The following is a 19,324-nucleotide window of genomic DNA, read 5'->3' as shown; positions in this document are numbered from 1 at the left end:
GGCCTGCCGGCCATCTCCCCCTCAAGGGGGGAGATTGGCAACTTTTGTGCCCCGCCCGTTCTGCGACACAGGAGAATGGCGAAACCGAATGCGACAGCCAATCTCCCCCCTTGAGGGGGAGATGGCCGGCAGGCCAGAGGGGGGTGTTGGCCCGCTAACGAATGACGATTGGAGAACCTTCTGATGGCAACCCCGCTCGTCGTCTCCGATGTCGCCAAGAGCTTCACCATGCATCTGCGTGACGGCATCAGACTGCCTGTCGTCGCCGGCGTGTCGTTCTCGATCAGGAGCGGCGAATGCGCCGTGCTCGGCGGCCCCTCCGGCGCCGGCAAGAGCTCGATCCTGAAGATGCTCTACGGCAACTATGCCGTCGATGCAGGCCAGATCATCGTCCAGCACGAGGACGGGCTCATCGATCTGGCGACGGCCAGCCCGCGCACGGTGCTTGCCGTGCGCCGGCTCACGATCGGCTATGTCAGCCAGTTCCTGCGCACAGTGCCGCGCGTCTCGGCGCTGGATGTCGTCGCCGAACCGCTGGTCGAGCGCGGCGCGGACCGCGAGGTCGCGCGCAGCAAGGCGCGCGCCTTGCTGGCGCAGCTCAACCTGCCGGAAAAGCTCTGGGCACTGCCGCCGGCGACCTTTTCCGGCGGCGAACAACAGCGCGTCAACATCGCGCGCGGCTTCATCACCGAGCACCCGATCCTGCTGCTCGACGAACCGACCGCCTCGCTCGACGCCAGCAACCGCGACGTGGTGATTGAGCTGATCGCGGCCAAGAAGGCGGCCGGCGTCGCCCTGCTGGGCATCTTCCACGACCACGATGTGCGCGAGGCAGTGGCCGATCGCGTCATCGACGTGACCGCTTTTGCCGCCGGGAAGATCGCCGCATGAGCCGAAGACTGTCGGAAACGCCGCTTGTCCACGAGACGGCGGAAGTCGACAACTCGACGCTCGGCCGCTGGACCGAGATCGCCGAACGCTGCCGGCTTTCGGAAAGTACGCTGGGCGACTATTCCTACATGATGCAGGACTGCAGCGCCTGGTGCGCGACGATCGGCAAATTCGCCAACATCGCCGCCAGCGTGCGCATCAACGCCACCAACCATCCGACCTGGCGGCCGACGCTGCACCATTTCACCTATCGCGCCTCGGACTATTGGGACGACGCCGAGCACGAGAGCGAATTTTTCGCGCAGCGTCGCGCCAGGCGGGTCACCATCGGCCACGACACCTGGCTCGGCCACGGCTCGACCATCCTGCCCGGCGTCAGCGTCGGCGATGGCGCGGCGGTCGGCGCCGGCGCCGTGGTGTCGAAGGACGTCGCGCCCTACACCATCGTCGGCGGCGTGCCGGCCAAACCAATCCGCGAACGTTTCGACCGCCGCACGGCGGAACGCTATCAGGCGCTCGCCTGGTGGGATTGGGACCATGCCCGCCTGCGCGCCGCGCTCGACGATTTTCGCGCGCTTTCGGCGGAAGCATTTCTGGAAAAATACAGCGGCTGAAGGGGGTGAATGGTGGCAGCCAGCAGTGGCTGGTAAAGCCCTTTATTCACCACTCCCTCTCACTACCCACTACTCGCTACTCGCTATTCACCATTCACCATTCACCAACCCGTGGACGGTAACAAAACTGACATCAATCCGACACCGCGGTTTCACGCGGCTGCGCTAGCGAAGGTTAACAGACCTTCGAAACGCGACTGGACTGGAACTTGCCTATGTCAGCAACCTCGGCCACGCTCGAGATTCGCGGCGTCACCCGCCGGTTTGGCAGGAACACCGCGGTCAGCAATGTCGATATCTCGATCCCGCACGGCCAGATGGTCGGCATCATCGGCCGCTCGGGCGCCGGCAAGTCGACGCTTTTGCGGATGATCAACCGCCTCATCGATCCGAGCCAAGGGTCGATCTTCTTTGACGGCGCCGAAGTCTCCAGCCTGCGCGGCTCGCTGCTCCGGCGCTGGCAGCGCGACTGCGCCATGATCTTCCAGCAATTCAACCTGGTGCCGCGCCTCGACGTGCTGACCAATGTGCTGCTCGGCCGGCTCAATCACCGCTCGACCCTTGTCAATCTGCTCGGTGTCTTCTCCCGCGAGGAACGGGCCGAGGCGATCGCCGCGCTCGAACGCCTCGACATCGCCCGCACCGCGCTGCAGCCAGCTGGCACCTTGTCCGGCGGCCAGCAGCAGCGCGTAGCGATTGCCCGCGCCATGATGCAGCAACCGAAAGTCATCCTCGCCGACGAGCCGATCGCCTCGCTCGACCCGCTCAACGCCAAGGTGGTGATGGATTCGCTGCAGGACATCAATCTGCGCGAGGGCCTTACCGTCGTCACCAATCTGCACACGCTGGATACCGCGCGCACCTATTGCAACCGCATCATCGGCATGGCCGCCGGCAAGGTGGTGTTCGACGGCCCGCCCGAAGACCTCAATCGGGAGGCCGTGCGCATGGTCTATGGCGCCGACAGCAATGGTGGCGAAATCTCCGAGGCTATTACCTCGACCAGCGTAGCCATCAAGCAAAAGATCGCCGCATCCGCCGGGCCGCTCGAACCGGCATTTCCCGGTTATTAGCTCCAGGATCCCGGCAAGTGGATATCGGTATACGAGCATACGAAAGCAGACGACGAAGGAGCGCCCGGACCGCCAGTCCGCATCAGGGCCGGGCGTAAAAAAAGCGCTGTCAAAATACGAACGCTTCCGGCGCGAAGCCGGAACCAACAGGAGAGACGCGAAATGTTTAGAAAAATACTTTTCGGTGCCGTTTCCATCCTCGCCATGGCGATGGGCGCGGTCCAGGCACAGGACCTGAAGGAATTCCGCGTCGGCATTCTCGGCGGCGAGAACGAAGCCGACCGCCTGCGCAACTACCAGTGCTTCGCCGACCACATCAAGCAAGTCCTCGGCGTGGAAAAAGTTTCGCTGTTCCCGGCCGCCGACTACGACGGCGTCATCCAGGGCCTGCTCGGCGGCACGCTCGACTTTGCCGAGCTCGGCGCTTCCGCCTACGCCAAGGTCTATCTCGAAAACAAGGACGCGGTTCAACCGATCCTGACGACGATCCAGACCGACGGCTCGACCGGCTACCGTGCGGTCATGGTCGCGCGTGCCGATTCCGGCATCAAGACGCTCGCCGACATGAAGGGCAAGAAACTCGGTTTCGCCGATCCCGATTCGACTTCCGGTTACCTGATCCCGGTCACGTCACTGCCCAAGGACATTGGCATGGATGTGAAGAGCTACTTCGCTTCGACCGGTTTCGGCGGCGGCCATGAACAGCTTGTCCTTGAGGTCCTGAAGGGCACGTTCGATGCCGGCACCACCTGGGCCTCGGGCGTCGGCGACTTCAACGACGGCTACAGCTCGGGCAATCTGCGCAAGATGGTCGACAAGGGCGTCCTCAAGATGGATGACCTCGTCGAACTGTGGCAGTCGCCGCTGATCCCGAACGGCCCGCTGGTATTGCGGACGTCGATCGACGCCGGCACCAGGCAGAAGATCACCGATTTCCTGACCAAGCTTCCGGAAACCGATCCGGCCTGCTTCTCGGCAATCCAAGGCGGCGACTACAAGGGCTATTCGCCGGTTACCCCGGAATTCTACCAGCCGATCATCGACGCCCGTAAGGCGAAGATTGGCTCGTAAAGCAAACTGCCACGACGCCGCCGGGGTCGCGTGCCGCCGGCGGCGTTGCCGCATCAGGGGCCGGGAAAAAAATCGATGAGTGCGACCGACGTTTACCGCGCGCCCGCGCTTTCACCGGAGGGAGCCACCGTCGAGCGGCACTGGCGCGACCTTGCCGCCCGCCGGCGCCTTTACACGATCGGCGGCCTGGTTTTCCTGTTTCTTGCACTGTCTGGCTCGCTCTGGTTCGCCAACGAAACCAACGCCGGAAAGTTCTTCGACCGCCTTCCCTATGTCGCCGACTTTTTCGCCGAATTGAAGCCGCGCGACTGGTTCGACCCGGTGCGCGCGCTGTTCGACCTGCCGTCCCCCTATGACGACGGCAGCCTCAAATTCGACTACCCGGAAGGCCGGGTCTACCTGACCCAGAGCATCTACATTCCGGAGTATTTCCACCGGATGCTCGAGACGCTGAACATAGCCCTGTTTTCGACGCTGGTGGGTGCCACATTCGGCTTTCTGCTCTGCTTCTTCGCTGCAGGAAATATCACGACCAGCCGCTGGCTCCGTTTCGCCACGCGCCGCTTCCTCGAAATCGTCCGCGCCTTTCCGGAAATTGTCATTGCCGGCTTTTTCCTGGCGATTTTCTCACTGGGTCCGATTCCTGCGATCATTGCGGTCAGCATCCATACCGTCGGCGCGCTCGGAAAAATGTTCTTCGAAGTCGTCGAAAATGCCGACATGAAGCCTGAAGAAGGCTTGCGCGCCGTGGGCGCCAATTGGGTCGAACGGGTGTGGTTCGGCATCGTGCCCCAGGTCCTGCCCAACTTCATCAGCTATTTCCTGCTCCGCTTCGAGATCAATGTGCGCGCTTCGACCATTCTCGGCGCCGTCGGCGCCGGCGGCATCGGCGAATCCCTGCGTCTTTCGATCGGCCGAGGCCATGAGGCCAAGACCATCGCCATCGTCTTCCTGCTGTTCTGCACGATTGTCGCCGTCGACCAGTTTTCGGCATGGCTGAGACACCGTCTTGTCGGCCGCCAGGCGTTTGCATACGGGCGCGGAGAGTAAGAGAATGAATGCCGATGCCATCAACGACATCGCTGCTCGCCACCCGGACGCGTTCCGGCGCTCGCTGTGGAAGCGCTACGCCACCCCGATCGGCATCCTTCTTTGCATTCTCTACACCTGCTATTGCGCGTGGTTCTTCTCGGTCGCCAGCGTTCTCGAAAAGGCGAACTGGAACCTTGCCGGTGCGTATCTCGCCGACTGGGTGTCTTACGAAATCCGGCCCAACATCGAATTCGAGGACAATTATCTGACGATCGACTACTCCCGCTTCTCCAAGTTGGGAGCCAATCCAGATCCCGACTGGGTGGCCAAACAGATGGCCGTCATCGAGCGGCAGGTCGAGGCAGCGCCGGCACCGGCGATCGCGACCACCAAGTCGTCGCAGGATTCGTTCATGGCGCCCGGCGCCCCGACCGCCGAGAACCCGGCCGCCCCGTTGGGTCAATCCGCTCCGGCTGTGCCTGAAACGGTGCGCGAAAACGCCGTCGTGGCGGCGACCGTCACCCTTGGCAATGGCCGGATCGCCGTCACGCCAAGCCTGGTCACCGTGACGCGCGGCGCCGAAAGCGTCGTCTTCGACATCGCCAAGGACAATTCCGTCACGCCGCGCACACCGCTGCCTGACTGGATCGAGCAACGCAGGCCAGGCTCGACAGCCTATGTCTCGTTTGGATTTCTCGGCCGCGCTGAGGTGCAGAACGACGAGGTGGTCGCCTGGCGACGTTTCTTCGGCTGGGCCAATTTCGTGTTCGACACCAACTCGCCATTCTGGGGAAAGCCGTTCAGCGAGGTCGCTTCACTGATCGTCTCCGGGGTCCGCATCGACCCGTCGCGATCAAACGCGGCGCTCGCCTGGGACAACATTTTGAACAACGCCGAGTGGCAGCACGGCGACGTCTGGCTGAAACTCTTACAGACCATCGTCATGGCTTTCGTCGGCACCGTGCTGGCCTCGATCGTCGCCTTTCCGCTTGCCTTCCTGGCTGCGCGCAATGTCACGCCGAGCCGGATAGCCAACCAAGTGACAAAGCGCTTCTTCGATTTCCTGCGCTCGGTCGACATGCTGATCTGGGCGCTGTTCTTTACCCGCGGCTTCGGTCCGGGACCGCTGGCCGGCATGTCGGCGATCTTCTTCACCGACACCGGAACCCTGGGCAAACTTTACTCCGAGTCGCTGGAGAACATCGATGACAAGCAGCGCGAGGGCATCCGCTCGGTTGGCGCCACGCCGGCAATGGTGCAGCGCTATGGCGTGCTGCCCCAGGTTCTGCCGGTATTCCTCAGCCAATCCCTCTATTTCTGGGAATCGAACACCCGGTCAGCGACGATCATAGGCGCTGTCGGCGCTGGCGGCATCGGCCTGAAATTGTGGGAGGCCATGCGCACCAACACCAACTGGGCCAATGTTTTCTACATGGTCCTGCTGATTCTGCTCGTCGTCTTTATCTTCGACAACATCTCCAGCTATCTCCGCCGCAAACTGATGGGGAGTGACGGCAATGAGGAGCGGCGCGTTTCCGCCGGTTCGGCCGCAGCTCAGATCGCCTGAGACGAAGGCTGCGTCCTAGGCACCAGCCTTTTTCCAGCCGCTCTTGATGTGCTTGTAGCCGTCGCGATAGACGGCTTCCGGACTTTCCGAAAAATCGCGCCACACCTTGGTGGCCGCCGCCAGATCTTTCAGCGAGCGGCCGAAGGCCTCGATCGTCAGCCAGTCGTCATAGCCGCTCTTGCGGATCGCCGAAAACGTCTCTTTCCACGGAATGTGGCCGCGCCCAGGCACGCCGCGGTCATTCTCCGAAATATGGATATGGACGACATTTTTGCGGTTGCGCGTATAGGCGCCGATCGCGTCGGTCTCTTCGATATTGGCGTGGAAAGTGTCGTACATCGCCTTGATGTGCGGCCGGTCGATTGCGTCGACATGCTCGGACAGATCGTCCATCGTGTTGAGCAGATAGCATTCGAAACGGTTGAGCGCCTCCAGCCCGATGGTGACGTTCTTCTTGCCGGCATGGTCGCCGATGGCGCGCTGTGAGCCGACCGAACGCTTTTTCTCCGCCGCCGTCGGCCCGCTGCCGGAAAAGGCGCCGAGCGTCGAATGCAGCGGACCGCTCAGCGTTCTGGCGCCAAGCGCTTGTGTGCAGTCGATCGCCCACTTCATATAGTCGATGCCGGCCTTGCGCGTTGAGGCATCGGCCGAGATCAAATTCATCGCCGGATCGCCAATCGCCGAAACGGCAGTGCGTTCCAGTCCGATGCGGTCGAGCAGCGCGCCGAGCTTTTTGTAATCGTCCGGCGTGCCGGCAAAGATCGGTATCTCGACGCCATCGAAGCCGGTCGCCTTGATATCCCTGAGCAGCGGCTCGTGTTTCTTCGATACGGCCGTCGTCCACAAAAACATGCACATGCCGATTTTCATCGACGCCCCCTTCCCATCATTGGCCATCGCACAAGGGGTGTTGAGATTCAGGTCAGGCCGAGCCGGAGTCGAAGACGGGCGCGAGACGACCAAACTAGGCAGTTTCCGAGAACCGGAGCGGAGCGTACTTTTGGTACGTGAGCACCGAAAACGCAGGAAACTGCCGTTTGAGGCCGGCATTACCTGAAGATCAGCACCCCGATCAGAGCTTCGTCCAGGCCCCGTTCTTCCTCGACGACTTCACGCAGGCCTCAATGAATGCCATGCCTTCGACACCGTCCTGGATAGTCGGGAAGATAACGTCCTTAGCCGGCTTGCCGCCTTTGCGGCGCGCCGCGCGAATGGCGCGGGCCGCCTCCTGGTAGATGTTGGCGAAGCCTTCGAGATAGCCTTCCGGATGGCCCGACGGAACCCGGCTGACACGCCCGGCAACCGGCAACGCGCCGGCGCCATTTCGGGTGATCAACTGCTTCGGCTGGCCGAACGGCGTGTACCAGAGATAGTTCGGGTCGGCCTGCACCCATTCAAGCCCGCCCTTCGAACCGTAGATGCGCAGCTTCAGCCCGTTCTCGTGGCCGGGCGCCACCTGGCTCGCCCACAACATGCCCTTGGCCGGATGCGACGTGCCGACCGGTTTGAAGCGCAGCATGACGTTGACGTTGTCGTCGAGCTGCCGGCCCGGCACGAAGGCGTCGAGATCGGCGGAAAGCGAATCGAGCTCGAGCCCGCAGACGAAGCGCGCCAGATTGTAGGCATGCGTGCCGATGTCGCCCAGCGCACCGCCGGCGCCGGCCTGCTTGGGGTCGGAGCGCCAGGCCGCCTGCTTCTGGCCTGTGGCGGCAAGGTCTTCGGTCAGCCAGTCCTGCGGATATTCCGACTGCACGATGCGGATGTCGCCGAGTTGCCCCTTGGCAACCATCTCGCGCGCTTGCCGCACCATCGGATAGGCGGTGTAGTTGTGGGTGAGGACGAAGACCTTGCCGGTCTTTTCGACCAGTGCCGCCAGCTTCTTGGCTTCCGCCAACGTCGTCGCCACCGGCTTGTCGCAAATGACGTGGATGCCGGCTTCGAGAAACGCCTTGGCCGCCGGTACGTGCACATTGTTGGGCGTGACGATGGCCACCGCCTCGATGCCGTCCGGCCGCTTGGCCTCGGCCTTGGCCATCTCGGCGAACGAGCCGTAGCTGCGCGCCGGATCGAGCCCGAGCTCCTCGGCCGAGGCCTTGGCACGGGCAGGGTCGGATGACAGGGCGCCAGCGACCAGCACGAACTCATTGTCCATGCGCGCCGCAATCCTGTGCACCGCGCCGATGAAGGCGCCTTGCCCGCCGCCGACCATGCCGTAGCGGATCGGGCCGCCTCCCGTTTCCGACTTCGATGCGCCGACCATGATTTTTCTCCCTCATCTGAAATACCTCTCCCCCTTGAGGGGAGGGTGGCCCGAAGGGCCGGGAGGGGTCGGTCCATGCCTCTACGCCCAGCGACCCCACCCCGATCCGCTGCGCGGATCGACCCCTCCCCTCGAGGGGGAGGGAAAGCGGTGCTAAATCCCCATCATGGCGCGCAGCACCTTTTTGTCGGTCGCGCCGCCGGCGAAATCGTCGAATGCCTTTTCCGTCACCCTGATGATGTGATGCTGGATGAAGGGTGCGCCTTCGGCCGCGCCATCCTCGGGGTGCTTCAGGCAGCACTCCCATTCCAGAACCGCCCACGAATCGTAGTCATATTGGGCGAGCTTGGAGAAGATGCCGCCGAAATCCACCTGGCCATCGCCGAGCGAGCGGAAACGCCCGGCCCGCTTCGTCCAGCTTTGATAACCGGAATAGACGCCTTGCCGGCCGGTCGGATTGAACTCGGCATCCTTGGCGTGGAAGGCCTTGATCCGCTCGTGATAGATGTCGATGAATTCGAGATAGTCGAGCTGCTGCAGCAGAAAATGCGACGGATCGTAATTGATATTGCAGCGCTTATGGCCGCCGACCGCGTCGAGGAACATCTCGAATGTCGCACCGTCGAAGACGTCTTCGCCCGGATGGATCTCGTAGCCAACATCGACGCCATTGTCGTCATAGACGTCGAGGATCGGTTTCCAGCGCTTTCCCAGTTCGGAAAACGCTTCCTCGATCAATCCCGCCGGCCGTTGCGGCCACGGATAGAGGTAGGGAAAAGCCAACGCTCCACAAAACGACACTGACGCCTTGAGCCCGAGATTGTTCGAAGCCTTGGCGCCGAACTTCATCTGTTCGACCGCCCATTGCTGCCTGGCCTTCGGATTGTTGTGCACCGCAGGCGGCGCAAAACCGTCGAACTGCGCGTCATAGGCCGGATGCACCGCCACCAACTGCCCCTGCAAATGCGTCGACAGCTCGGTGATCTCGACGCCGGCATCGGCGCAGATGCCCTTCACCTCGTCGCAATAGGCCTGGGAAGACGCCGCTTTCTCGAGGTCGAACAGCCGGCTGTCCCAAGTCGGGATCTGCACGCCCTTGTAGCCCAGCCCGGCCGCCCATCTGGTGATCGACGGCAGCGAATTGAACGGTGCGGCATCGCCCGCGAACTGCGCCAGAAACAGCCCAGGACCCTTCATTGTCGACGGCATCGGCATCCTCCCTTTTTGTCCACGACCAAGCATAGCGCCGATTGAAAGCAGGGCCAGCCTGTTTGGTCTTTTCTCGACAGGCGCCAGTGCGCGCCGCCATTCTGGTATTACCAAATATGGTCATTTGGTCAAGCGCCGCGGCGCCCAACCAGCGCTGCGCAAATTACCCGGAAGCGGGCAAATACGCCAGTTTAATCAAAGAAATAATCATGGACCTGGGCTGCCTCGCAGGATTTCTTGCCGTCCAGATGAATTTGCTGTAGACCTCCTTTCACGCCCAATTGGTCGAACCAGTTACGAAAAATGCTGGAGCGCCTTGGGGAGGAACCATGCAACGCAATCTGGGGTGCGTCGCAGGCGAATTGTTACAGGCGAATTCTGGGAAGGACAGACCATGCATCTTTCGACGCACAACTGGATGCGGGCGGAACCATTGGAGACGACGCTCAAGCGCATCAAGAAATTCGGCTATGAGTCGATCGAGATTTCCGGCGAGCCCGCGCAATACAAGATCAACGAGACACGTGCGCTCCTGAAGGAGCACGGCATTCGCTGCTGGGGGGCGGTGACGCTGATGCTGGGCGAGCGCAATCTCGCCGCCAGGGACCAGGGCCAGCGCGAGCGCTCGGTGCAGTATGTCAAGGACGTGCTGACGATGGTCAGCGAACTCGACGGCGAGATCATCACGCTCGTTCCCGCCACGGTCGGCAAGGTGGTGCCGGACGGCACCGAGGAAGAAGAATGGAAATGGGTGGTCGACGCCACCAGGGAATGCTTTACCCATGCCAAGAAGGTCGGCGTCAAGGTCGCGATCGAGCCGCTCAACCGCTTCGAAACCTATCTGTTCAACCGCGGCGCCCAGGCACTGGCGCTGGCCGATGCGGTCAGCCCCGAATGCGGTGTCTGCCTAGACGCCTATCACCTCCATATGGAGGAGTTCAACGTCTACGATGCCATCCGGCAGGTCGGAAACCGCCTGTTCGATTTCCACGTCGCTGACAACAACCGCTTCGCCGCCGGTCTCGGGCAGATCGACTGGCCGAAGATCGTCGGCACCCTGAAGGAAGTCGGTTACGACGGCGCGCTGACCAACGAGTTCGTCGCCCCAGTTGACCGCACGCCGGCTGCTCCCTATCCCGACATGGTCGACCGCAAACCGGTCGACATCTCGCCGGAGCAGCTCAAATTCATCCAGGACCACGGTTCCAGCGTGCTCACGGAAAAGTTCTACACCGACCAGATGCGCATCACCGCCGAAACGCTGTTGCCGCTGATCAAGTAGTCGATCCGTTTGGAAATGAGCCTTCCGCCCTGACCGGCGGCAGGGCCGGGGATGAACATGCGCATCAAGACGGTCCAAGCCTGGTGGGTCCGCATACCGATCGAAGCCGCACGGCAGCACCGCAGCGACTTCGGTCAGGTGACGACGTTCGACGCCGCGATCCTGCGTATCGAGACCGCCGATGGGCTGGTCGGCTGGGGCGAAGGCAAGAATGCCGCCGGCAGCACCGGCAGCTATGGCGCCCTTGTCCACATGCTCAACCACGAGATCGGCCCGCAGTTGATCGGCTGCGATCCGGCCGACATCGGGGTGATCTGGGAGATGCTCTACAACGGCGTGCGCCACGACAGCGCCGCGCAAAGCGGCCACGCCATGCCGCAACTGGCGCGGCGCGGCATCAGCGTCGCCGCAATCAGCGCCGTCGACATCGCATTGTGGGATATTCTGGGCAAGTCGTTGGGGCTTCCGGTCTGGCGGCTGCTCGGCGGCCGCAAGCTTGACCGCATGCCGGCCTATGCGTCCGGCGGCTGGGCCTCCACCGAGGCGATCGGCGAGCAGTTGAAATCCTATATCGCCAAGGGCGGCTTCAAGGCGCTGAAGATGCGGATCGGCGCGATGGACGGCGCTCCGCACAATTCCGCCGCCCGCGTCCGCGCCGCAAGACAGGCGCTCGGCCCCGAAGTCGACCTGATGGTCGATGCGCACGGCACCTATACGGTGGCGGAAGCCAAACGCTTCATCCAGCTCGCCGGCGATCTCGATCTGGCCTGGTTCGAGGAGCCGGTCATCGCCGACGACAAGCCCGGCATGGCCGAAGTGCGGGCGTCCGGCTCCATCCCGATCGCCACCGGCGAAAGCGAAGCGACGCGCTACGCCTTCCGCGACCTCGCCACGCTCAAGGCTGCCGACATCTTCCAGCCTGACCCCGCCTTCTGCGGCGGCATCAGCGAGGCGATGAAGATCGGCACCATCGCCAGCGCCTTCAATCTGCGCTTCGCGCCGCATCTGTGGGCCGGGGCGCCTTGCTTCTTTGCCGGGCTGCATGTCTGCGCTGCTTCGCCGGCTAGCTTTACCGTCGAATTTTCGCTCGGCGCCAATCCGATGATCCACGACCTGATCGAGGAGACTGTCGAAGCAAAGGACGGTATGATAGCGATCCCCGAGAAGCCTGGACTGGGATTCACCCTTTCGGAACGGTTCCTGGAGGCGCACGCGCTACGCGGCTGATCATGAAAGAAAAGAACCTTCTCGCGGAACTCGCCGCCTATCTGTTCTCCCACTCCGACAAGGCGACCGGCCGAACGCCGTCAGAGCGTGAACTGGCGGAGCATTTCGCCGTCAGCCGCGGCCAGATCCGCGAGGCGCTGGCCATCCTCGAAGCCATGCGCATCGTCGAGCGCCGGGCCAAGTCCGGCATCTACATCGACACCAAGCAGGCCAGTGTCGAGGCGATGGCGCTTTTTGCCAGGGCCGGCCTGCCGCTCGATCCGATCCAGATCTACGAGACGGTCGAGTTGCGCAAGATCCACGAGATCAAGGCCGCCGAGCTTGCCTGCTCGCGCGCCACCGAGGAAAATTTCGAACGGCTGCGCGAAATCCTGAAGGCTTCGGAAGAGCGCATTGCGGCGGGCGAGGGCCTCGCCAAGGAGGACCGCGAATTTCACCTTGAGATCGTGCGGGCAACCAAGAACAGCGTTTTTCACAACATATGCAGCCTCTATTACTTGATGGGCGAGCAACGCCTGCCGATCTACTTCAACGATCCCGAACGCAGCATGCGCTCGCATGCCGAGCACATCCAGATCTACGAGGCGCTGCTGCGCCGCGACGGCAATCTCGCCCAGGCGCTGATGAGCGCCCATCTGCAAGGCGCGGAGAGCTACTGGAAAGGCCTGATCGAGGGTGGTGGGGCAGAACCTAACAGCCCAGCGCTCGAACCGGTCTGACATGCCTAAGATCCTGACGACACACACGCTGCACCCGCGCGCCTCCGCCATGCTGACCGGCGCCGGCGAACTCGTCGTCGCCTCCGCCCTCGATGCCGACACGCTGGCGACTGAGGCGAGGGACGCCGATATCATCATCGTTCGCGCCCCGCTGCCATCGGCGCTTTTCGAACGGGCGACAAAGCTCCGGGCGGCGATCCGCCACGGCGCCGGGCTCGACATGGTCCCCATGGAAGCCGCCACGGCGGCCGGCGTGCTGGTGGCAAACGTGCCGGCGGTCAATGCGCGCTCGGTCGCCGAATACGTGATGTTCGCCGCCCTGGCGCTGCTGCGGCGTTTCCGCATGGTCGACCGCGACTTGCGGGCGAGGGGCTGGCTGGCCGGCCGCGATCACACCATTCCCGCCAGCGAGCTCGCCGGCAAGACGATCGGCATTGTCGGCTTCGGCGCCATCGGACAGGCAGTCGGCCACATCGCGGCGCATGGTTTCGACCTGAACGTGGTGGCGACGACGCGCAGCATGAGGCCGGCGCCGGACAGGGTCGGGTTCCTGTCGATCGATGCGCTGATCGAGCAGAGCGACATCGTCGTTCTGTGCTGCCCGCTGACAGCGGAGACGCGCGGCCTGATCAACCGCGAGCGTATCGGTCGAATGAAGCCGGATGCGCTGCTGATCAACATTTCGCGCGGGCCGGTGATCGACGACGAGGCGCTGATCGAAGCATTGCAGAAGGATCGTATCGGCGGTGCCGCGCTCGATGTCTTTGCGACGCAGCCGCTGCCGCCCAATCACCCCTATTTCGGCTTCGACAATGTCATCGTCACACCGCATATGGCCGGCATCACCGAGCAATCGATGATGCGCATGGGCGTTGGTTCGGCTGATGAAACCCTGCGGGTGCTGGCCGACAAATTGCCGGTCAATCTGCGCAATCCCGAAGTGGTCGAGCACTACCGGCGACGGTTCCCGGCCGACGCGTAGCGTCTCAAGCGCCCAGCAGTTCCTCGACCTCCGCCGCAATGCGCAGCAGACGGTGGTCGTCGCCGTGGCGCGCCACCAGCATCAGCCCGGCCGGGCGCGCCATTCCCGGCATCGGCAGCGAGATCGCGCAGAGGTCGAACTGGTTCGCGACCTGCGTGTTGCGTAGCAGAAGGCCTTCCGTGTGCTCGCCCAGAGCTTCGTCGCCGGTCATCGACACGATGGTCGGCGCGGTGACCGGCGTGGTCGGCAGGACCAGCACATCGACCGACGCCAGCCGCTCGTCCATGGCGGCGACAAGCGCGGTGCGGCGGCGGATTGCCCTTATATAGGCCGTGGCCGGCACGGCGGCGGCGCGCGACAACGGCTCGCTCACCCGCGGATCGACCGGCGTCGTCGCTCCTGTCGCCAGCCAATCTGCATGGACCGCGGCGCCTTCCATTGCCGCGATCGAGGCCCGCCTGGTTACCGCGCGCAAATCGGCAAGCAGATGATCGATGGACAGATCAGCGAGGCGTGCACCGGCGAGTTCCAGCGTGCGAACACACCGATCGAACGCTGCCGAGACCTCTTCTTCCGTATCCTCGAAGAGCACGCCGCGCGGAACGCCGATGCGCAGTCCGGCAAGCTGAAGCGGAACAAGTGCCGCGAACTCCTGACCCGCCATCACCGAGTCGGCTGCCGCACATTCGGCGACGGTGCGGGCAAGTGGGCCGATGGAATCGAGCGTGTCGGACAGCGGGAAGACGCCATCGCGGGATACCCGCCGCGCCGTCGGCTTGAAGCCGACGACACCGTTCAGCGATGCCGGAATGCGCACCGAACCGCCAGTGTCGGAACCGATCGAGATCTCGCTCGTGCCTTCGGCAACGGAAACACCGGCGCCGGAGGATGAGCCGCCGGCAATCCGGCCGGCATCGGTCGCATTGCCGGGCGTGCCGTAATGCGGATTGACGCCGATCGCGGTGAAGGCGAATTCGGTCATGTTGGTCTTGCCGAAGATCACCGCGCCAGCTTGCCGCAGCCGCCGCACGATGACGGCATCCCGCTGCGCCGGCGCCGCGGTGCTTAGCAACAACGATCCGGCCGTAGTCGGCTCGCCGGCGACGTCGAACAGGTCCTTGATCGACAGAATTGTTCCGTCGAGTGGCCCGAGCGTCACGCCGGCTCTGCGCCTGGCATCGGCGGCCTCGGCTGCTGCTCGTGCGGCTTCCGGATAGAGTTTTACGAACACGCTTTCATTGTCGGCGCGGACGGTGAGACGCGAAAGAACGGCTTCGAGGCGGTCGCGGGCTGACAGCATGGCTCAGTCTACTTTTTTATTGTCGCCCGAACAGCCCTGCACACTGACAGCGACAGCTCTAAAGCGCGTCGCGTTTGACCGGCCTCATGCGACGCGCTTTAGGTTGTTGTTTTATGCATGTCGTTATCGCAAAACCGCTGCACACCCTCGGGTCAGGCCCGAGGGCATGCTTTTGCGCGACATGCATTAGCGATAGCCAGTCGCATCGGCTGGTTTGCCGGCGTCCTGAACCTCGGGAACGTAGCGCCACGCGTCGGGCCGCGAGCCGTCGAGATCGGTAAAACCGTAGACCTGCGCCAGCCCGCCACTCGACAGCGACTGTCCGTTCCAGCGCGAACGATCCGGGTCCGCAGCAAGCGCCGCCACCGCGCGCCCGACGAAGCGCGGCGTCTCCGAGATGGCAAAATGCGGCACTTTCGCTGTCGCATCACGCCAGTTATCCTCGGTCACCCCAAAAGCTTCCAACATCATTTCCGAACGCAGCCAGCCGGGTGTCAGCGAAATCGAGGTAGCGCCGTGCGGGGCAAGGTCCTGGGCATGGGCCCAGGCCATGCGGGTCACCGACACTTTGGCAAGGTCGTAGAACGGGGAAAGCCGATAGTGGGCTGCATTATACTCGGCTGTGCCGTCGGTGACTTCGACAAGCAGGCCCCCCGGGCGCTCAATCAGAAGCGGCAGCGCGTAATGCGCGGTGATCAGATGCGTGTCGACGCCCAGCCGCAGCATGCGCAAACCATTCGTGAGATCATGCTCCCAAACCGGCTTGTTCCATTCGAACAGTTTCTCGCCGCCCCAGATGTCGTTGACCAGCACATCGAGGCGGCCCTGCTCGGCACGTATCCGGTCGACCAGCTTGCGCACATCCTCCGCAACCAGATGATCGACTTGCACAGCGATGCCATGGCCGCCTTGCGCTGAAACGGACTCCGCGGTTTCCTCGATGGTTTCCGGGCGGGTGTATTCGGACTGATGCGTGCGTGTTGTCCGCCCGGTGACGTAGACCGTCGCGCCCGCGGCACCCAGTTCGACCGCAATGCCTCTCCCCGCACCACGCGTTGCGCCAGCGACCAGGGCAACTTTTCCCGCAAGTGTCATTGAAATCTCCAGACTCTGACCAACCAAACACTGGCTTTCTTCAATACCGCGATATATAAATGATCATTCGGTTATAAATGGATGTCAAGGTGCCTCGGCGAAAAACGCAATCCGACGAGCAGGTGCTGGAAGCGGCACACAGGTTGATCCACGAGCATGGCCCGGAGGCACTCACATTCGAACGGCTGTCGAAAACTTGCGGCCTTTCCGGCTCGACCCTAGTGCAGCGTTTCGGGAACAAGGCCGCGCTCAGGCAAAGAACCCTGTTGCAGGCATGGGACCGGCTGGACGAGAAGACGACAAAGCTGGCCAACGCGACACAGAGGACCCCTGCTGGCGCGATCGAGTTGCTGGTGGCGCTGTCGCGTGACTATGGCGGCATCGAATCCTATGCCGAGGGCCTGCTCGTCCTGCGCGAAGATCTACGCGATCCAGTGCTTCGCGCGCGCGGGGCGTCGTGGAGGACATCCCTGTGCAGCATCCTCGACTCTTGCTTTGCTTCGGTCGTCAACACGCCGTCAGACGTCGGCCTGCTGATGGCATCGCACTGGCAAGGTTCGCTGCTTTGGTGGAGTTTCGACCCGAAAGTCGAAGTTGCATCCTATGTCGAAGACAGTTTGGGCCGTTTCGTCGCCGCAATCGCCACGGCCCGAAAACCATGAGGTTTTCGGGCCATTGCTTGGAGGCAAGAGGCGTCCTACGTTGGACGCACGTGCGGATGGCTTAGGTAGTGCTCCTCGGGCCAAGCAAAAACGCCGCCAGGGCCGCCAGCAACGTCGCGATCCCGCAATAGGCGAACGCGCTGGCAACGCCGGCATTGTCGACCAGCAGGCCGCCGAATACAGCACCCAGTGCGATCGCCACCTGGAACGTGGCGACCATCAGCCCGCCGGCGCTTTCGGCCTGGTCGGGAGCGGCTCGCACCAGCCAGGTTTGCAGCCCGACTGGGACCGCGCCAAAGGCAAACCCCCAGGCGGCCACCGCAATCGCCGCCGCCGCAGGCGAGGCGCCGATGGTCAGCAGCAGAAGTGCTGCGACCGCAATCAGCATCGGCGCAAGGCCCACCGCGGTCTTGAGGCTGCGCTCTGCCATGAACCCGCCGGCAAAATTGCCGAAGAAGCCGCCAATGCCATAGGCGAGCAACACAAGCGAGATCGTCTCGATATCCAGTGCGGGCACCTTCTCGAGAAACGGGCGGACATAGGTAAAGCCGGCAAAGTGTCCCGAGGCAACCAGCAGCACCACCAGCAGCGCAACCCTGATCATCGGCCGCTTCAGCACTTCAAACAGGGTCCGAAAGCTTGCCACACCCGCCGGCGGCAGCTTCGGCAGGGTGGCGACCTGCATCAGCAGCGCCAGGGCGCTGACAACGGCCGCGATCATGAAAGCGGTTCGCCATCCCCAGACGTCGCCGACATAGGCGCCGACCGGGGCCGCGCAGACGGTCGCCACCGAAACGCCGGTGAGAATTATCGACATGGCGCGCGGCATCAGTCGCATCGGAACAAGCCGCATCGCCATGGCCGCCGACATCGACCAGAAGCCGCCGAGGCTGATCCCGAGCATGATGCGGGCGACCAGAAGAACGGGAAACGAGGAGGCAAACGCTGCCAGCAGGTTCGACAGGATCAGCAGCAGCGTCAGTCCCCACATGACCAGCCTGCGGTCCAGCCGTCTGGTGACGATGGCCATGGTCGGGGCGGCTATTGCGCCGACGACGGCCGTTGCCGTCACCGCCTGGCCGGCCGTGCCTTCCGATATGCCGAGGTCCTGTGCCAGCGGCGTCAGCAGGCTGGCGGGCAGGAATTCTGCGGTCACCAGTCCAAAGACGCCGAGCGCGAGCGATACGACCGCCCCCCATGCCGGCTCGGCTCGTTCGTCGGTTTCCGCGGGATCGAGAACGGCGTCGATGACGCCTGTCGCGGGTTCTGCCATGGTTGGATCTCCGATCTGGTTGCAGTGCAGCATCTGGCTGCAGTGCAACATAGGGAGTGACGGTCTGGAGTTTCCATGCTAGAAACGCCATCATGCTTGACCATTCGTCCAGAGTTCCGGTCACCGGCGATCCGCTGACAGACATTTTGCGCGGGTTACGGCTCGACGGCGTCGAATACGGCCGCTGTGAAATGCAGGAGCCCTGGGGCCTCCAGTTTCCGGCCCAGACGGCGGCGCGGTTTCATTTCATCGGCCGCAAGGGATGCTGGCTGCTGCAGCCCTCCGGCGAATGGGTGGAACTCAAGGCTGGCGACGCGGTGCTGCTGCCGCGCGGTGCGGCACATGTCCTGGCGAGCGAGCCGGGCACCGACGCTTCGCCAATCCAGGGCTACGAGGTCGCCGAGGTCTGCAAGGGCGTTTACTGCCTATCGAACGAAGGCTACCGGCCGGGGACGCTGCTGTTTTTCGGCAGCATGTATTTCAATCTCGACGGTTTGCACCCATTGCTCGGCATGATGCCGGATGTCATGCGCGCGCACGAGTTGGAGGCCTATGAACCCGGCATCCCGCATCTGCTGGAGGCCATGGCGCGCGAAGTGACGATGGAGCGCGTCGGCTCCGGCGGCATCCTGGCACGGCTTGCCGATGTGCTGGCCGCCACCGTCATCCGCTCATGGGTCGAGCGCGGCTGCGGCGACTCGTCCGGATGGATCGCCGCGGTGAGAGACCGCGAGATCGGCCGCGTGCTGGCCGCGATCCATCTCGAACCGGACCGCGACTGGACGGTGGAAACCCTGGCCAGGATGATGGGCGCCTCCCGGTCGGGCTTCGCCGAGCGCTTCGCGACGATCGTCGGCGAAACGCCGGCTAAATATGTCACTCAGGTGAGAATGCACCAGGCACGGCAATGGCTGGTCCGCGATCGGTTGAAGATTTCCGTCGTCGCCGCACGCCTGGGCTATGAATCCGACGCGTCGTTCAGTCGGGCGTTCAAGCGCGTCATCGGATCGGCTCCCAGCCATTTCCGGGCCGAGGAACAGGCTGAGACCCGTCAAGCCGGCTAAGCC

Annotated in this window: 19 protein-coding genes; 13 read left to right on the top strand and 6 right to left on the bottom strand. The window is 63.3% G+C overall.

Features of this window, described 5'->3' with window-relative positions; translation table 11 throughout:
• Positions 1-183: 183 nt before the first annotated feature.
• The 6 genes from phnL (at position 184) to phnE (JG739_RS07265) (ending at position 6,248) form a co-directional block, all read left to right on the top strand.
• A complete protein-coding gene (phnL, locus tag JG739_RS07290) occupies positions 184-891 on the top strand; it encodes a phosphonate C-P lyase system protein PhnL (RefSeq protein ID WP_202365882.1) in 708 nt (235 codons plus the stop codon).
• Entirely contained in the window at positions 888-1,505 is a 618-nt protein-coding gene (locus JG739_RS07285) for a DapH/DapD/GlmU-related protein (protein ID WP_202365881.1), read from the top strand. Before phnL ends, JG739_RS07285 begins: the two co-directional genes overlap by 4 nt.
• Before the next feature lie 215 nt (positions 1,506-1,720).
• A complete protein-coding gene (gene phnC / locus JG739_RS07280) occupies positions 1,721-2,578 on the top strand; it encodes a phosphonate ABC transporter ATP-binding protein (protein WP_202365880.1) in 858 nt (285 codons plus the stop codon).
• A 162-nt stretch (positions 2,579-2,740) separates the two neighbouring features.
• Complete coding sequence (phnD, locus tag JG739_RS07275; protein ID WP_202365879.1) at positions 2,741-3,649, top strand: phosphonate ABC transporter substrate-binding protein; 909 nt, start codon at positions 2,741-2,743, stop codon at positions 3,647-3,649.
• Positions 3,650-3,724: 75 nt separating this feature from the next.
• Positions 3,725-4,699 carry a phosphonate ABC transporter, permease protein PhnE gene (gene phnE, locus JG739_RS07270; protein ID WP_202365878.1) on the top strand — a complete coding sequence of 325 codons (975 nt, stop codon included), beginning with the start codon at positions 3,725-3,727 and terminating at the stop codon, positions 4,697-4,699.
• A gap of 4 nt (positions 4,700-4,703) precedes the next feature.
• Positions 4,704-6,248 carry a phosphonate ABC transporter, permease protein PhnE gene (phnE, locus tag JG739_RS07265; protein ID WP_202365877.1) on the top strand — a complete coding sequence of 515 codons (1,545 nt, stop codon included), beginning with the start codon at positions 4,704-4,706 and terminating at the stop codon, positions 6,246-6,248.
• Positions 6,249-6,263: 15 nt separating this feature from the next.
• Here the strand turns inward: phnE (JG739_RS07265) and JG739_RS07260 are convergent, their stop codons facing one another.
• From JG739_RS07260 to JG739_RS07250, 3 genes are all read right to left on the bottom strand, one after another.
• On the bottom strand, positions 6,264-7,118 hold the full coding sequence (locus tag JG739_RS07260) for a sugar phosphate isomerase/epimerase family protein (RefSeq protein WP_202365876.1): 855 nt from the start codon (positions 7,116-7,118) through the stop codon (positions 6,264-6,266).
• 202 nt (positions 7,119-7,320) lie between these two features.
• Entirely contained in the window at positions 7,321-8,508 is a 1,188-nt protein-coding gene (locus tag JG739_RS07255) for a Gfo/Idh/MocA family protein (protein WP_202365875.1), read from the bottom strand.
• 153 nt (positions 8,509-8,661) lie between these two features.
• The gene (locus JG739_RS07250) at positions 8,662-9,717 is read right to left on the bottom strand and encodes a sugar phosphate isomerase/epimerase family protein (RefSeq protein WP_202365874.1); all 1,056 of its coding nucleotides are present in this window, start codon (positions 9,715-9,717) and stop codon (positions 8,662-8,664) included.
• Between the two features lie 86 nt (positions 9,718-9,803).
• On the opposite strand from JG739_RS07250, the gene JG739_RS07245 reads away from it, so the two are divergent.
• The 5 genes from JG739_RS07245 (at position 9,804) to JG739_RS07225 (ending at position 13,927) form a co-directional block, all read left to right on the top strand.
• Positions 9,804-9,980, top strand: coding sequence for a hypothetical protein (locus JG739_RS07245; protein WP_202365873.1), 177 nt, complete (start codon positions 9,804-9,806; stop codon positions 9,978-9,980).
• 131 nt (positions 9,981-10,111) lie between these two features.
• The gene (locus JG739_RS07240) at positions 10,112-10,999 is read left to right on the top strand and encodes a sugar phosphate isomerase/epimerase family protein (RefSeq protein WP_202365872.1); all 888 of its coding nucleotides are present in this window, start codon (positions 10,112-10,114) and stop codon (positions 10,997-10,999) included.
• A gap of 57 nt (positions 11,000-11,056) precedes the next feature.
• The gene (locus tag JG739_RS07235; RefSeq protein ID WP_202365871.1) at positions 11,057-12,226 is read left to right on the top strand and encodes a mandelate racemase/muconate lactonizing enzyme family protein; all 1,170 of its coding nucleotides are present in this window, start codon (positions 11,057-11,059) and stop codon (positions 12,224-12,226) included.
• A 2-nt stretch (positions 12,227-12,228) separates the two neighbouring features.
• The gene (locus tag JG739_RS07230) at positions 12,229-12,945 is read left to right on the top strand and encodes a FadR/GntR family transcriptional regulator (protein WP_202365870.1); all 717 of its coding nucleotides are present in this window, start codon (positions 12,229-12,231) and stop codon (positions 12,943-12,945) included.
• A gap of 1 nt (position 12,946) precedes the next feature.
• The gene (locus JG739_RS07225; RefSeq protein ID WP_202365869.1) at positions 12,947-13,927 is read left to right on the top strand and encodes a hydroxyacid dehydrogenase; all 981 of its coding nucleotides are present in this window, start codon (positions 12,947-12,949) and stop codon (positions 13,925-13,927) included.
• Positions 13,928-13,931: 4 nt separating this feature from the next.
• On the opposite strand, the gene JG739_RS07220 is transcribed toward JG739_RS07225, so the two are convergent.
• Both JG739_RS07220 and JG739_RS07215 read right to left on the bottom strand, forming a co-directional pair.
• Positions 13,932-15,227, bottom strand: coding sequence for an amidase (locus JG739_RS07220; RefSeq protein WP_202365868.1), 1,296 nt, complete (start codon positions 15,225-15,227; stop codon positions 13,932-13,934).
• Between the two features lie 186 nt (positions 15,228-15,413).
• A complete protein-coding gene (locus JG739_RS07215) occupies positions 15,414-16,322 on the bottom strand; it encodes an SDR family oxidoreductase (protein WP_202365867.1) in 909 nt (302 codons plus the stop codon).
• A gap of 89 nt (positions 16,323-16,411) precedes the next feature.
• On the opposite strand from JG739_RS07215, the gene JG739_RS07210 reads away from it, so the two are divergent.
• Positions 16,412-16,984 (top strand): TetR/AcrR family transcriptional regulator, encoded by a 573-nt coding sequence (locus tag JG739_RS07210; protein WP_202365866.1) that lies wholly within the window; start codon positions 16,412-16,414, stop codon positions 16,982-16,984.
• A 61-nt stretch (positions 16,985-17,045) separates the two neighbouring features.
• Here the strand turns inward: JG739_RS07210 and JG739_RS07205 are convergent, their stop codons facing one another.
• A complete protein-coding gene (locus JG739_RS07205) occupies positions 17,046-18,257 on the bottom strand; it encodes an MFS transporter (RefSeq protein WP_202365865.1) in 1,212 nt (403 codons plus the stop codon).
• 92 nt (positions 18,258-18,349) lie between these two features.
• Here JG739_RS07205 and JG739_RS07200 point away from each other — a divergent pair, with 92 nt between their 5' ends.
• Complete coding sequence (locus JG739_RS07200; protein ID WP_202365864.1) at positions 18,350-19,321, top strand: AraC family transcriptional regulator; 972 nt, start codon at positions 18,350-18,352, stop codon at positions 19,319-19,321.
• Positions 19,322-19,324 lie beyond the last annotated feature (3 nt).

The sequence above is a fragment of the Mesorhizobium sp. L-2-11 genome (genome assembly GCF_016756595.1).
Lineage (GTDB): Bacteria > Pseudomonadota > Alphaproteobacteria > Rhizobiales > Rhizobiaceae > Mesorhizobium.
The sequence above is the reverse complement of the archived record's forward strand: the minus strand, read 5'-3'. Positions and strand labels throughout refer to the sequence as shown.

Bases quoted from the DNA above. Each gene is read 5' to 3' on its own strand.
- JG739_RS07260 (WP_202365876.1), bottom strand. From the start codon at position 7,118: ATGAAAATCGGCATGTGCATGTTTTTGTGGACGACGGCCGTATCGAAG.
- phnE (WP_202365877.1), top strand. From the start codon at position 4,704: ATGAATGCCGATGCCATCAACGACATCGCTGCTCGCCACCCGGACGCG.
- JG739_RS07250 (WP_202365874.1), bottom strand. From the start codon at position 9,717: ATGCCGTCGACAATGAAGGGTCCTGGGCTGTTTCTGGCGCAGTTCGCG.
- JG739_RS07240 (WP_202365872.1), top strand. From the start codon at position 10,112: ATGCATCTTTCGACGCACAACTGGATGCGGGCGGAACCATTGGAGACG.
- JG739_RS07205 (WP_202365865.1), bottom strand. From the start codon at position 18,257: ATGGCAGAACCCGCGACAGGCGTCATCGACGCCGTTCTCGATCCCGCG.
- JG739_RS07285 (WP_202365881.1), top strand. From the start codon at position 888: ATGAGCCGAAGACTGTCGGAAACGCCGCTTGTCCACGAGACGGCGGAA.
- JG739_RS07220 (WP_202365868.1), bottom strand. From the start codon at position 15,227: ATGCTGTCAGCCCGCGACCGCCTCGAAGCCGTTCTTTCGCGTCTCACC.
- phnL (WP_202365882.1), top strand. From the start codon at position 184: ATGGCAACCCCGCTCGTCGTCTCCGATGTCGCCAAGAGCTTCACCATG.
- JG739_RS07225 (WP_202365869.1), top strand. From the start codon at position 12,947: ATGCCTAAGATCCTGACGACACACACGCTGCACCCGCGCGCCTCCGCC.
- JG739_RS07215 (WP_202365867.1), bottom strand. From the start codon at position 16,322: ATGACACTTGCGGGAAAAGTTGCCCTGGTCGCTGGCGCAACGCGTGGT.
- JG739_RS07200 (WP_202365864.1), top strand. From the start codon at position 18,350: ATGCTTGACCATTCGTCCAGAGTTCCGGTCACCGGCGATCCGCTGACA.
- phnD (WP_202365879.1), top strand. From the start codon at position 2,741: ATGTTTAGAAAAATACTTTTCGGTGCCGTTTCCATCCTCGCCATGGCG.
- JG739_RS07255 (WP_202365875.1), bottom strand. From the start codon at position 8,508: ATGGTCGGCGCATCGAAGTCGGAAACGGGAGGCGGCCCGATCCGCTAC.
- JG739_RS07230 (WP_202365870.1), top strand. From the start codon at position 12,229: ATGAAAGAAAAGAACCTTCTCGCGGAACTCGCCGCCTATCTGTTCTCC.
- phnC (WP_202365880.1), top strand. From the start codon at position 1,721: ATGTCAGCAACCTCGGCCACGCTCGAGATTCGCGGCGTCACCCGCCGG.
- JG739_RS07235 (WP_202365871.1), top strand. From the start codon at position 11,057: ATGCGCATCAAGACGGTCCAAGCCTGGTGGGTCCGCATACCGATCGAA.
- phnE (WP_202365878.1), top strand. From the start codon at position 3,725: ATGAGTGCGACCGACGTTTACCGCGCGCCCGCGCTTTCACCGGAGGGA.